The 12693-nt window shown below is 48.5% G+C and carries 12 protein-coding genes; 6 read left to right on the forward strand and 6 right to left on the reverse strand.

Going from position 1 to position 12693, the window contains the following annotated elements; all coding sequences use genetic code 11:
• Positions 1 to 29 precede the first annotated feature (29 nt).
• Entirely contained in the window at positions 30 to 3353 is a 3324-nt protein-coding gene (locus G8759_RS15610) for a glycosyl hydrolase (protein ID WP_167209501.1), read from the forward strand.
• 57 nt (positions 3354 to 3410) lie between these two features.
• Complete coding sequence (locus G8759_RS15615) at positions 3411 to 3824, forward strand: hypothetical protein (protein WP_167209503.1); 414 nt, start codon at positions 3411 to 3413, stop codon at positions 3822 to 3824.
• 249 nt (positions 3825 to 4073) lie between these two features.
• Here G8759_RS15615 and G8759_RS15620 read toward each other — a convergent pair whose 3' ends face one another.
• From G8759_RS15620 to G8759_RS15635, 4 genes are all read right to left on the reverse strand, one after another.
• Positions 4074 to 4367: a Dabb family protein gene (locus tag G8759_RS15620; RefSeq protein ID WP_167209505.1), complete on the reverse strand. Its 294-nt coding sequence runs from the start codon at positions 4365 to 4367 to the stop codon at positions 4074 to 4076.
• A gap of 54 nt (positions 4368 to 4421) precedes the next feature.
• A complete protein-coding gene (locus tag G8759_RS15625; protein ID WP_167209506.1) occupies positions 4422 to 5180 on the reverse strand; it encodes a LytR/AlgR family response regulator transcription factor in 759 nt (252 codons plus the stop codon).
• The gene (locus G8759_RS15630; protein ID WP_167209509.1) at positions 5177 to 6286 is read right to left on the reverse strand and encodes a sensor histidine kinase; all 1110 of its coding nucleotides are present in this window, start codon (positions 6284 to 6286) and stop codon (positions 5177 to 5179) included. Before G8759_RS15630 ends, G8759_RS15625 begins: the two co-directional genes overlap by 4 nt.
• Before the next feature lie 192 nt (positions 6287 to 6478).
• Entirely contained in the window at positions 6479 to 6835 is a 357-nt protein-coding gene (locus tag G8759_RS15635) for a DUF3244 domain-containing protein (RefSeq protein ID WP_167209511.1), read from the reverse strand.
• Positions 6836 to 6914: 79 nt separating this feature from the next.
• On the opposite strand from G8759_RS15635, the gene G8759_RS15640 reads away from it, so the two are divergent.
• The 3 genes from G8759_RS15640 (at position 6915) to G8759_RS15650 (ending at position 10079) form a co-directional block, all read left to right on the forward strand.
• A complete protein-coding gene (locus G8759_RS15640; protein ID WP_167209513.1) occupies positions 6915 to 7121 on the forward strand; it encodes a hypothetical protein in 207 nt (68 codons plus the stop codon).
• 228 nt (positions 7122 to 7349) lie between these two features.
• Positions 7350 to 8246, forward strand: coding sequence for a helix-turn-helix domain-containing protein (locus G8759_RS15645; protein ID WP_167209515.1), 897 nt, complete (start codon positions 7350 to 7352; stop codon positions 8244 to 8246).
• 174 nt (positions 8247 to 8420) lie between these two features.
• A complete protein-coding gene (locus G8759_RS15650) occupies positions 8421 to 10079 on the forward strand; it encodes a carboxylesterase/lipase family protein (protein ID WP_167209517.1) in 1659 nt (552 codons plus the stop codon).
• Positions 10080 to 10166: 87 nt separating this feature from the next.
• Here the strand turns inward: G8759_RS15650 and G8759_RS15655 are convergent, their stop codons facing one another.
• A complete protein-coding gene (locus tag G8759_RS15655; RefSeq protein ID WP_167209519.1) occupies positions 10167 to 10595 on the reverse strand; it encodes a hypothetical protein in 429 nt (142 codons plus the stop codon).
• A 204-nt stretch (positions 10596 to 10799) separates the two neighbouring features.
• Between G8759_RS15655 and G8759_RS15660 the strand changes: the two genes are divergently transcribed.
• Positions 10800 to 11219 (forward strand): cupin domain-containing protein, encoded by a 420-nt coding sequence (locus G8759_RS15660; RefSeq protein ID WP_167209521.1) that lies wholly within the window; start codon positions 10800 to 10802, stop codon positions 11217 to 11219.
• 138 nt (positions 11220 to 11357) lie between these two features.
• Here G8759_RS15660 and G8759_RS15665 read toward each other — a convergent pair whose 3' ends face one another.
• Positions 11358 to 12368 carry a DUF3500 domain-containing protein gene (locus G8759_RS15665; RefSeq protein ID WP_232074268.1) on the reverse strand — a complete coding sequence of 337 codons (1011 nt, stop codon included), beginning with the start codon at positions 12366 to 12368 and terminating at the stop codon, positions 11358 to 11360.
• Between the last annotated feature and the right edge of the window lie 325 nt (positions 12369 to 12693).

A 12693-nucleotide genomic window follows, 5' to 3' on the forward strand; every position in this document is an offset into this window, starting at 1 on the left:
ATGGCAACTAATTCCTAAACCTCTTTTCTATGAAAAAAATAATAATATTGGCCTGGATGCTTCCTGCGCTGGCTTTTGCGCAGCCTTCGCCACTCCAAAAAGGATTTCAGGTTCCGCCCAATGCCGCTAAACCACGCGTTTGGTGGCACTGGATGAACGGCAACATCACCAAAGACGGCATCACCAAAGACCTCGAATGGATGAACCGCGTCGGCATTGGTGGTTTTCAAAACTTCGATGCCAGCCTGTTTACACCCAGCGTGACGCCCAAAAAACTGGTGTTCATGACCCCCGAATGGAAAGACGCCTTTAAACACACCACCGATCTGGCTCAAAAACTTGGGCTCGAAATGGCCATTGCCGGGTCACCAGGGTGGAGCGTTACGGGTGGTCCGTGGGTAGCTGCCAACGATGCCATGAAAAAATACGTCTGGGCCGAAACGCGGGTTACGGGCGGGCAGCCTTTTTCGGGTAAACTACCCCAGCCACCAAATACAACGGGCAGTTTTCAGAATGTACCGGTAGGTGCCAGTACGCTTGGTGGCCCCGTTGGCGACGTGCCAACCTATTATGCCGATGCCGTTGTTATTGCCTATCGCTTGCCCGCTGCTGAGAAGTTCTTAAGCACGTTTACGCCCAAAGTGACGGCGAGTGGAGGTACATTCAACCTCAGCGATCTGACCGACGGTGATCTGGCAAAAAGCAGTTTGCTGCCACCGGTGGAAGTGGGGCAGGATATGTGGATTCAATACGCATTCGATAGTCCACAGACAGTTAAGGCATTCACCATTGTGGGAGCAAGCAGCGGGGGTGCATTGGCCGAGTTCAGAGGTGCCCCCGATAATCGTACCCTGAAAGTGAGCGACGACGGTGTCAACTTCCGGGATGTTGTGATGATCAAGGGAAGTACGGTGCCCCAGAACACGATGAGTATTGTGCCTACTACGGCCAAATATTTCCGGTTTGCGTTCAAAACACTACAGCCACAGGGCAATCCCTTTGGTGCCATGTTTGGCGGAAATGCTGCACCGGGCAAGCCAGAGGGCGTACAGGTTGCGGAACTGGTGCTACACAACACCGACCGGGTAGACCTGTTCGAAGAGAAGGCCGGTTTCAGTCCGTGGAAAGAAAGCACACACTCACTTGTGAAGTCGGATGCCGACGCCATCCCGACCGAAGATGTACTGGATCTGACCGCTAAAATGAGCACTGACGGCACACTGAACTGGACACCCCCGAGCGGGAACTGGGTGGTCATGCGAATGGGCTATTCGATCACAGGCAGGAAAAACCATCCCGCTTCGCCGGAAGCTACTGGCCTGGAAGTCGATAAGCTCGACAAGGTGGCGGTCAAAAAATACATCGAGACATACCTGGACATGTACAAGGATGCTACCGGCGGACAAATGGGGACGAAGGGGCTGCAATACATGGTTCTGGATAGTTACGAAGCAGGCCACATGACCTGGACCAGGGCGATGCCCGAGGAGTTTCTGAAACGCCGTGGCTACGACATCAAACCCTGGCTTCCTGTGCTGACGGGGCGGGTGGTGAAGAGTGCCGAAGCCAGTGAGAAGTTCCTGTGGGACTTCCGCAAGACCATTGGTGAACTGATCGTCGAAAATCATTACGAAGTGATTGGTGATGCGCTGCACGCACGCGGTATGAAGCGATATACCGAATCGCATGAAAATGGTCGGATTTACCTAGCCGATGGCATGGACGTGAAGCGTAAAGCCGATATTCCGATGTCGGCCATGTGGACGCCCGGTAGTTTGGCCGGTGGGGGAGACGAAGAAGTTCGTAGCGAAGCCGACATTCGGGAAGCAGCTTCGGTTGCGCACATCTACGGGCAGAATCTGGTAGCGGCCGAGTCGATGACTTCTATTCAAAACGCGTTTAGCTGGCATCCGGAAAAACTCAAACGTACCGCCGATCTGGAAATGGCGTCGGGATTAAACCGATTTGTCGTACACACGTCCGTACACCAACCGCTGGATGATAAGAAACCCGGTATTTCGCTCGGGCCTTTTGGTCAATATTTTACCCGGCAGGAAACCTGGGCTGAGCAGGCGAAACCCTGGATGGACTATCTGGGTCGGAGTTGTTATTTGCTACAGCAGGGCAAACCCGTCGTAGATGTGCTGTATTACTACGGTGAGAACAACAACATCACACAGGCATTTGCCCAAAAGTTGCCTGCTATTCCGGCTGGCTACGCCTTTGACTTTGCGAATGCGTCTGTGCTGACGAATGCACTGCGTATGGATGGGGATAAGATAAGTACTCCTGGCGGCCAGCAGTACCGCCTGTTTGTTCTGGATTCCTCGGCGCGAACGATGACGCTGCCCGTACTGAAAAAACTGGGCGAACTGGTCAAGTCGGGTATGCATGTGGCTGGTATCAAACCCGAGCGTTCCCCAAGCCTGAGCGATAACCCTACTGATTTTACCGCGCTGGTGAACCAGATCTGGGGTAACCCCAATGTATCGACGAAGCCGGTGGATACCGTCCTGAAGGAAATGAACGTTCAGAAAGACGCGGACATTTCCGGTGCCCGATCGAAGGTGATGTACATTCACCGTCAAACTAGCGATGCTGACCTCTACTGGCTCGATAACCGTAGCGAGAATCCGAACGAGGCCACGATCAGCTTCCGGATAACGGGTAAAGTGCCGGAGCTGTGGTATCCCGAAACGGGTAAAACCGAAAAGGTATCCTATCAGATCAACGATGGACGAACGATTGTACCACTCAAGTTTGAGTCGTGGGAAGCCTACTTTATCGTCTTCCGCGACAAGGCGACGGTAACTTCTTACACGAAACCTGCTGTTACAGAATCACCCCTTGCCAGCATATCTGGTGCCTGGAAAGTTAACTTTCAGGAAGGCCGGGGTGCACCTCAGCAGGCCACGTTTAACACGCTGGTATCGTTGACCGAAAATGCCGACCCAGGGGTCAAGTATTTTTCCGGAACAGCGGCCTACGACAATACGCTTGATGTGCCGAAAGTAACTAAAAACGCATCGTACATTCTTGATCTGGGCGAGGTGAAGAACATTGCCGAGGTAATTGTCAACGGTAAAAACGTTGGTACGGTCTGGAAGAAGCCCTTCCACATCGACATCACGGAAGCGCTAAAAGCTGGTCGTAATACTGTACAGGTAAAAGTTACGAACCTGTGGGTCAATCGCCTGATTGGTGACGCCCAGCCCGGTGTGACCAGCAAAGTCACGTTCACCACCCTGCCGTTCTACAAAGCTGATGCGCCCCTGTTGCCGTCGGGTCTGCTGGGACCGGTTCGCTTGCTGGAAGCGACAACTGCTTCTGCAACGGCCGAGGGGAAGCGGTAAGTGTTTACATGTCAAAAATAACGAACAATTCAATTTCACCTTTAACCAATAACCTTCATGAAAAAAGTAAGCATTCTCCTGTTCATTTTACTATTCGTTGTTTCTGTAAAGGGCTTTTCTCAAACGACTACATCGACAAATGCCACGTCAACAACGGCGACTTCGTCGTCCGACTTTTTTGCTGGTAAATGGGAGATAAACGTAGTGGGTACGCCAAACGGAGACGCTAAATTTGTGACTGAACTTACTAGAAAAGATGGCAAACTGACCGGTGAACTAAAAGACCCAACGGGCAAGCGAACCGAGGTTACTCCGATTACAAAAATACTGGAAGAAGCCACTAAAATGACGATCTATTTCAATACGGAACAGGCTGGCGAGATCCCCATCGAGCTGACCAAAGTGGATGATGACCATTTAAAAGGAATGCTTTACAATATGTTTGACGCTACGGCTCAGCGTGTTAAATAACAGTTTCGTAGAGAAGCACTGGCAGCGGTGCCACGGTTACTGGTGCTGATCCTTATAGCCGTGGCACCGCTGCCAGTGCTTCTCTACGAAAATTATAATAAGAAAAAGGAGACTAATTTGTGAATTTAAGTTGATGCCCTGAAGCCGGGAAGTAGAAACCGGCCTCAGGGCATTTTTTTATCCTATAGGTAGTTCCGCTGAAATAATCGGCGAATCAAATTAATTCAGCTGTAAATAGCTTAGACTAGCTCAATCCATCGGTTGAAAATCAATCTCCATAAACTCGGTTACCTCATTTATCCAGTGTTGCTCAACAAAAGCCTGGTGTAGTGGATGCTGATTGTACTGATCATACTCGTCCTGACTGGCAAAGACCATCGACAACCCGAACGCGAATTGATTTTTAGCACTAATCTGTCGCAGGCACGACAACTGCCCGACGCCGGGAATGGTTGCCAGTTGTCGGACAGCCTCAAAGAAGGCTAGTTCCAGCATACTGCCTGGTGCATGTTTCAGCGAGAAAATTACGCTATGTTGAATCATAAGGTGGCTAACTAGGATTTGGTTGAGGATTAAGCTTGGGTTGATAAAAGTTCATTACCGCCCTAACCAATCTTTAAACTCCGACAGCCGACTCATGCTGACAAATACTTCCTGCCGGGGAATGGGCTGTAAATCGACTTTAAGTTTTCCCGCTGAATAGGCATGAATGGTTTGGATGGCATTTCTGGCGATGATAAACTGGCGATTGACGCGAAAAAACTGGACTGGGTTTAGCAGGCTCGAAAGCTGGTCCAGACTGTATTCGAGGGGGAGCAATTGCCCGCCTTTGGTGATCAGGAATGTCGCTTTCTCCTCCGAGTAAAAATAAGCAATATCGGCCACCTCCACGCTATGAACCCTGGTGCCGATCGTGATCATGAACCGTTCCCTGTAGTTGAGCGACTGCGGCTTTTGCATGAACGCCAGGAGCGCGTTCAGATCGGGCATTGTCGATTGGCTTCGGAGCATCCTGAACTTCTCGATAGCAGCTACTAACTCCTCATAATCAACGGGTTTAAGTAAGTAATCGATACTGTTAACCTTAAACGCTTTCAGCATATATTCATCGTAGGCGGTCGTGAAAATGACCGGTAGCGTCAGACTAAGCTGGTCGAAAATGCTGAAAGCCAGTCCGTCCTCCAGGTGAATATCCATAAAAACCAGATCGGGTTTCGGATGCTGGCTAAACCAGTCGACGGCCTTTTTGATGGATGGTATCTGGAGCAGTACCTGTATTGATGGGTCATACTTTTTCAGTAATCGTTCCAGTTGGCGAGCTGTCCGATCTTCATCTTCAATGATGACAACGTTCATGATAGGAGGGGGATTTTGACAATGAACGATTCGCCTTGCTTACCATACCATATGGTCCGTTTTGTAAGCAGGGCATAGCGGTTAATAATATTTCGTAGACCAACGCCGGTAGACAGTTCGGTTTGGTCGCGGGGTTGCCACGGATTCTCGATGATCAGTACGTCGTTCTGGCAATATATACGAACGCGGAGGACCTCCTGAACCGACATACGGTTGTGTTTAACGGCATTCTCGACCAGCAACTGGAGAGTTAACGGAGCAATTCGATATTGATTTAGCTGAGATGGCGTAATCTCGATAACGACATCAAATTTATTTTCGAATCGGATCTGAAGTAGAAAGGTATATGAATGGATGAACTCCAGTTCGGTTTTCAGGGGAACCAGTTCCTGATCACGCTGTTCCAGAATATAGCGGTACACTTTAGAAAGTTGTTTGATGTATTGCTCCGAGAGGTCAGCATCTTCATGCACCATGGAGGTTAGAATACTCAGACTATTAAAGAGGAAGTGAGGGCTGAGCTGGTGTTTCAGCGCTTCCACTTGACTCAGGGCCGCTTCTTTCTCGGATCGTTCGGCCCGGATCTGCACATTTTTTAGTTGCTGATACGAACGGGAAATGATCGTCAGATAGAAAGCCGACAGGATAATGACCAGGTTAAAAACGTTGTTTACCCGCTGTAAGTAGGCAAATACGTCAGGGGTGAAGGGTAATGTATGGGGTTTGGGGACTTGTGCGAAGCCACTATGAATAAACAGGGTAAATAACGCCATCAAAATGAGTTGAAAAACCTTGGTGTAAAGCACGGCCAGCACCAGTGAGATGAGCATGGTCAGTACCAGGGAAAGCCAGCTGAAATCCAGTAGAAAATCATCCCCGAACCAGTTAAATAATTGGTTTTGAATCCAATCGGTCGCGGTAATCCAGATGAAATATAAGCCAAGAGCAATCAGGATGAAGACAACGATAAACGGCGATACCTCCAACAACCTGGCCGGATTTCGAACGGAGTCGGGTAGGTTGACATACAGCAGAAGGGGTGAATACAGCAGCAGCAACCGAATGGCCAGTTGCCATTTCTGTCGGGAAGTAAGCTTTTCGGCCATGATCGTTTGTTGGTAAAAGGCAATGGCCCTAATCGGCTACTAAGTCACAAAATGAAACGAATGAAGTTTCCGGGAAGTCTAATCTAATTACCATTCAGCCCTGAATAGACATCGTTTGACGAAGATGTCCAGCCAGGGCTGTAAAGCTTGGTCACAGGAGCCGAAACACTGAAGTTAGTGTCAGCTCTGAGGTTATTCACCCTCTAAGGTAACAACCTGCTGGCTGGGAACTTCCGCCACCGTAAAGGATTTAACTGTGTGCTCTTTGCCGACGGAAACGGAAAGTTGATAAACTCCAGTACTAAGATGGGAAATATCGAATTTCTGCTGGATACCATCTTCTAGATTGACATTACTGGAATAGAGCACATGCCCAACCGCATCTTTTAAGGTGATTGTAGCGGTTGCCTTTTCGGGGGCAACGATGAGTTTAACCTTGTCATTATCAATCAGCGAAACCGTAGCAATGGGTTGGCTGGGTTCATTGATGGAAGCGAACGATGCAGAACTGGCTACCAGCCCTAACACCAGAAGAAGAATCTTTTTCATGATTTGTCGTTTTTTTTATTTGTGTTTGTTTGACAGATCAAAGGTAGGCTCGCTATTATAGTCCTGAAAATCAAAGCTTATGAAGCTTGGAATAAGCCGGATGAGTGAAGGATTTTGGGCGACGAATGAAAACAATACTTCATCGAACGTTTGCATGGTAACCTTACATAGCCAGGTCGATGTGTCGAGTAAACAGCATCATGGTGCTCCGCTTCATTCCGAAACACGTCAATTAATGTGGAAACAAATCGAACATCCCCGGACGCAAATTGGCGATTGTGGATGAGAACAAATTAGGGTATAAATCGAGTTGCTGCTAATAGCACCATCCCATTGACATCGACAGTATACGTGTGCCCATCAATTGGTTGGTGAGAGATTTTACTTTTGGGTAGATCGTATAAACTGGATCCAGTGCTTATCAGTTGGCAAATTATTAAATTGACTTTTGGCTGGAAGCATGCCACCGGTGCGATAGAACTCTTCCAGCCAAAAGCCTGTAAACGTATATACTGTGCAGAAAATAACCCAGTATGATGGGCTCTATGGCGAAGCAAGCGATGAAGCATCGGAACGCCGATCGAATGCCGAGTATTTATACTCCGAATTGCTGGAGACCCGTAGCCGGACTTTCGACTGGATTATTCAACCGCATATCCATGCCCGCTTATTTCAGGTATTTTTCATAGAAACCGGGCAGTTCGAGTTTCAGGAGGCAACTCGCAAGCGCCAGTTAACGGGTCCATGCCTGTTGCTGATACCACCCACTGCCCTGCACGGTTTTAATTATAATTCTGATGTGCAGGGGCGTATCCTAACGCTGTCCGGTGCGTTGGTAGATAGTTTGTTTCCTGGCGGCTCCCCAGTCGCCAGTATGCTCGGTAGTCTTCAGTGTATTAGAACCTTTCAAGATCCTTATTCCGGAAAACGGGTATCCGGACTGATTGAAGCCATTGATGGCGAGTTGTTTGATGATCAGCCCGAAAAACGATTGATGTTGCACATTTGCCTGCAACAATTGTTTCTGGTATGCTATCGATTGTGGCAGCATAACGATGAGGTAGGGTCTCAAGAAAACAATCTGTCGCTCCAATATTTTCGGAAATTTCAGCAGCGGATCAGGCAGGTCGGAACCACCCAGAGTGTAGCGCAGCTGGCCGACGATCTGGCCATCACGCCGGTCCACCTCAATCGTATCTGCCGGGTAATTGCCAACAAGTCGGCCAGCCAACTGGTGCAGGAACACCTGCTCGACGAAGCCCGCAAATACCTGACCTATACCACGTATTCCATTTCGGAAATCGCCTACCTGCTTCACTTCGAATACCCCAACTATTTCGCCCGGTTTTTCAGGAAGCATACGGGCTTATCACCTACTGAATTTCGGGAAAGCCATCAGCCTCGTCAATAGCGGGCTACTCACTTTATCCAAGAGTTGACTTGCTGACTATCAACGATAAATCTGTAGATCGGGAGTAGTAAAAATGCCCCATTGCGTCCCTTTTACAGTAAGCGCATCCATGGAGTGCTACAAACCTTTATCAGAAACTATTTACTTCCCTTTACCCTTTAACAAAATTCAACGATGAAACCATCAAGACGAAATTTTTTACAGTCGCTGGGCGTTGGCGTGGCCAGTTTGGGTGTGGCTCATGAATCGACTGCTTCTGGTATACGCCCGCCTAAAATTGCCAGACCGTCAGGCGACGAGCAGGTGTTGTTTGTGGGCGACAATATTGCGGTTGCAAAAACTGAATATGGAAAAGTCAGAGGATTTATTCTACGGGGGATTCACCAGTTTTTAGGCATACCCTACGGGGCGGATACATCGGGCAAGAATCGGTTCATGCCCCCACAAAAACCAACAGCCTGGACCGATATTCGGCCAGCTCTCTGGTGGGGAAATTCCGCTCCCCAGATTATGGAAAAACGGTATGCCAATCCCTATGCATCGTTTGTTGACCATTGGAATTATGATGATGTTTCAGAAGACTGCCTAAAAATTAATGTGTGGACGCCTGCTCTGGATACCCAGAAACGTCCGGTTGTCGTCTGGCTACACGGGGGCGGTTACGTCAATGGGAACGCCGTAGAACAGGATGGCTATCATGGCGAAAACCTTGCCCGGCTGGGTAATGTTGTTTTCTGTTCGCTCAATCACCGGCTCGGTTCGCTGGGTTACAGCGATCTTAAAGCGGCCGGTGGTCATGCGGCATCCGGCAATGTGGGTAATCTGGATATGGTGGCGGCCCTTGAATGGGTCAAAAACAATATTGCCAATTTTGGCGGAGACCCTACCAACGTAACCATTATTGGTCAGTCTGGTGGCGGAGCCAAAGTAACCACCCTGATGAATATGCCCTCTGCTAAAGGGTTATTTCATAAGGCGGTTGCGCTGAGTGGCAGCTCGCTGGCTGGCGTAAATAAGGAATACGCCGAAAAATTGGGGCTTAAAATAATGGAAGAAGCTGGTTTAAAGCCGGGTGAACTAGACAAACTCCAGCAGATTCCATGGCGGGCATACATCGATATAGCCAATAAAGCGGTCGAAAAAATGGCTGACGAAGCCAAACGGCTTGGTATTCAGCGAGGAGGATACGCACCCGTAGCCGACGGGACCTACCTCAATGAGGGTACTTTTTTCACAGACCCTAATCACTTCTCGGCCAATATACCGTTGATGATCTGCTCCACATTTCATGAGCAAAACCCAGATAGGACAGATGCCAGCTTAGAAACTATTTCGCTGGCCGAAGTGAAGGAAAAACTAAAACCGCGCTTTGGCGATAAAACGGGCGACATTGTCGATGCGTATGCAAAAAACTTTCCGAAGGCCCGTCCCATCGAGATTTGGGCTTTAGTTGTTTCTAACCGAAAGAATGCCATTGCTACTGCCGATGCAAAAGTAACCGGGCAAAAAGCTCCCGTTTATGTGGCCTGGTTTGGCTGGCAACCGCCCCTGTTCGATGGTCGGATGCGAGCTTTCCACTGTGATGATATTTGTTTCTGGTTTTACAATACCGACCTGATGCTCACGCATACGGGCGGGGGGAAGCGCCCCAGAGCCTTATCGGAAAAGATGGCTGGCTCGTTTATTAATTTCGTGAAAACTGGAAATCCAAACGGGGGCGGCTTACCCACCTGGAAACCGTATACAGTCCAGAACGGTGAAACCATGATTCTGGATGATACCTCTGCGCTGGTCAATGATCCAGACCGGGAGGCCCGCAAAGCGTTGGTGTAATCGAAAAATTTGGTCTACATTTAATTCCTTCAGGCTTTTGAGGAATTAGATGTAGACCTGGCTAGAGCTATTTGTAGTCCGGTAGAGTTATTCCTTTTTGTTTTCCTTGAAGCTATTTACGCTGACCCGAATTTTTTTATCAGGCATTTCGGCTATTTCCATCAGGAATGTTACGATTCCGGCTTTGCCATCTATAGTCAGCGTGGCATGGCGCGATTCCCCTGACGGATCGTCAAATACTGCTTTTATAACCATTTTTCCTTCCTGGTAGGCTGTAGGCCAGTTACAGGTAGCAGACTCGACTTTTCCAGTCATTTTATGGTTGGAATTTCCGGGCGTGATAATCACCTGCGATTTACTTATTTCAATAGTACTCTGTTCATTTTCAGTTCGCTGAACAGTTCCTGATCCATCGAGATAGTCTGTTTTCGAGGAAGTGAGCATAACATCCTTATCACATTGACCAAAGCTAAGTGTACTACTTAGGAGAAGCGCGAATAAAATAAGATTTTTCATAGATAGTTGTGTGTTTATTGTGAAAAATCAAATATAGTTGTATGCAAGCTACTATGCAAAACATTGTAGCTTGCATACAACTATATTTGATAAATGGCCGAATTTTAGGACAAACGGAGGCTTTTTTCTTCCCATCCAAAAACACTTATGGCTGGCAAATACTTATGAAATCAACTGTAACCATCAACGGTAGCTAACAAACACATGAGCCAGACCGAAAAGCACCAGAAAGCGATACCGGAGGGAGCCACACAGGCATCTTCAGATTATTTCACGGGCATTGCCTGGATAAAGGCGCTTGTACCACCTAACGATCAGACAGATTGTACGGTGAGTGATGTAACCTTCGAGCCCGGAGCGAGAAATAATTGGCACACGCACCCCAATGGACAAATTTTAGTGGCCACGTCGGGCACAGGCTATTACCAGGAACTAGGAAAACCGATTCAACTCCTTCGGGAAGGAGAAGCCGTGAACATTGCTCCTGATCTTGTGCATTGGCATGGGGCCACCCCTGATGGGCGATTTACCCATCTGGCGATTAACCCGAATGTGAGCAAAGGTGGAGCTGTCGTTTGGCTCCATGCCGTAACGGATGAAGAATATTATTCCTATCAATCATAAGGGAAAGTCGCCCGTTTTGCGTGACGTTTCTGTAGGCAATGAATACTGTTTTTCGTAGAACTCTACTTTTAGAAAATCAGTCAGCTTTATCCTGCCACTAATTCTCAAACTACTGATTAGGGGAGTGGAAGGGCTCTGTTAATTTCCGCCATAATCACTTGTGCGGTCGCGCCAGACCGAGTGCGGATGCACTGTGCCGGGAATATCCCGACTGGGTTGCCCCGAATACTCGATCCAGACACGAGGGCCGTCAATACGCACGTAATCGCTTTGCTGATTCATGGTACCGCTGCCTGAATAAGCAATGTAGGTATCGACTAGTCCGTCGGTATAGGTAGCCAGCACCGCAGCAGCTGTGATTGGGTCCAGATCATTGACATACAATTTGATTGCATTAAGTACTAGTTTCTGCTTAGCCGCGCTCAATTCGCCCACTTTTAACCCCTGTTTGGTAGCAGGGAACTGCCCATCCGCACCGGGGCCAAGCAATACGTCCCGGAATGTGGCCGACAATCTGGCCGTAGCCTGCTCATTGCTATTCAGGCTTCCCAGCATATCGGCAAATGCCTGCCGCTCCTGCTCTATAGGCTGGTAGGTGTGGCTATTTATTGTAACGGAAGCGATCGGTTCTACACCCCTGAAGGAGGGCGTTACGCCAATCGCTTTGCCGCCATTGTAAGTGTTCGCAAAGGCGTAGTGATGACCGCCAAATTGTAATTCCCACAGGCCGGACAGGCTGGGCGTACCCAGAAAAGCCAGAAAATAATTGCCAGAAGAGAATGTGCCGGTTTTGCCAGTGGTAGTGCCCAGATAGTCGTCAGCCGCTAAATTGCCTTCCAGTTCATCGAAGCCCTCGTTGGGAACGTTTTGAGCCATTGCGGCTGCCATCAGGTTTTTTGCCGCTTTAAGTTGGGTGGCATTGAGTGATCCCAGGCTAATGCCAACCCGTCGGGGCCGAGCCGCAAATTCAGGAAAGTTTGACCATTTCATGGCGTCCGTTTTCGAGTAACTTCGTTGAACTGTAGCGATCTGGCTGGCCGAGAGAGTCGCCTTAAAGGCTTCGGCGAGGCAAACTACCCGCTCCATCCCCTTCGCCGATGAACAGTCAATAAGCAGATGCGCTGGTGAGGTAGTAGTCTCTGCCTGCACGATCAAAGCAGTCTGGTATTGATCTTGGAGGATAAATAGGATAGGAAATAGCCCCAATCCAATATTATATAAAAGCGAATGATGTTTCACGGATACAGCCTTGATTTTTGACGATAGCGATAATTTTTTACGCGCCTGATTCTTTTGTCGCTCCGGTTGAGGAAAGTTCTCAACTTTTCTCCTCTGAAATTAGATCGATCCCAATGCCCATTTTGCGTTGCCGAATCAGACTTTTCCCCACCTTTACTGACTATGAGAACAACGACAATCGTTGCAAGAGGGGTACGCATGTTTTGATATAGCATGGTAAAACTACTTATCAATA

Source organism: Spirosoma aureum, from assembly GCF_011604685.1.
Taxonomy (GTDB): Bacteria; Bacteroidota; Bacteroidia; order Cytophagales; family Spirosomataceae; genus Spirosoma; species Spirosoma aureum.

Bases quoted from the DNA above. Each gene is read 5' to 3' on its own strand.
- G8759_RS15610 (WP_167209501.1), top strand. From the start codon at position 30: ATGAAAAAAATAATAATATTGGCCTGGATGCTTCCTGCGCTGGCTTTT.
- G8759_RS15615 (WP_167209503.1), top strand. From the start codon at position 3,411: ATGAAAAAAGTAAGCATTCTCCTGTTCATTTTACTATTCGTTGTTTCT.
- G8759_RS15620 (WP_167209505.1), bottom strand. From the start codon at position 4,367: ATGATTCAACATAGCGTAATTTTCTCGCTGAAACATGCACCAGGCAGT.
- G8759_RS15625 (WP_167209506.1), bottom strand. From the start codon at position 5,180: ATGAACGTTGTCATCATTGAAGATGAAGATCGGACAGCTCGCCAACTG.
- G8759_RS15630 (WP_167209509.1), bottom strand. From the start codon at position 6,286: ATGGCCGAAAAGCTTACTTCCCGACAGAAATGGCAACTGGCCATTCGG.
- G8759_RS15635 (WP_167209511.1), bottom strand. From the start codon at position 6,835: ATGAAAAAGATTCTTCTTCTGGTGTTAGGGCTGGTAGCCAGTTCTGCA.
- G8759_RS15640 (WP_167209513.1), top strand. From the start codon at position 6,915: ATGAAGCTTGGAATAAGCCGGATGAGTGAAGGATTTTGGGCGACGAAT.
- G8759_RS15650 (WP_167209517.1), top strand. From the start codon at position 8,421: ATGAAACCATCAAGACGAAATTTTTTACAGTCGCTGGGCGTTGGCGTG.
- G8759_RS15655 (WP_167209519.1), bottom strand. From the start codon at position 10,595: ATGAAAAATCTTATTTTATTCGCGCTTCTCCTAAGTAGTACACTTAGC.
- G8759_RS15660 (WP_167209521.1), top strand. From the start codon at position 10,800: ATGAGCCAGACCGAAAAGCACCAGAAAGCGATACCGGAGGGAGCCACA.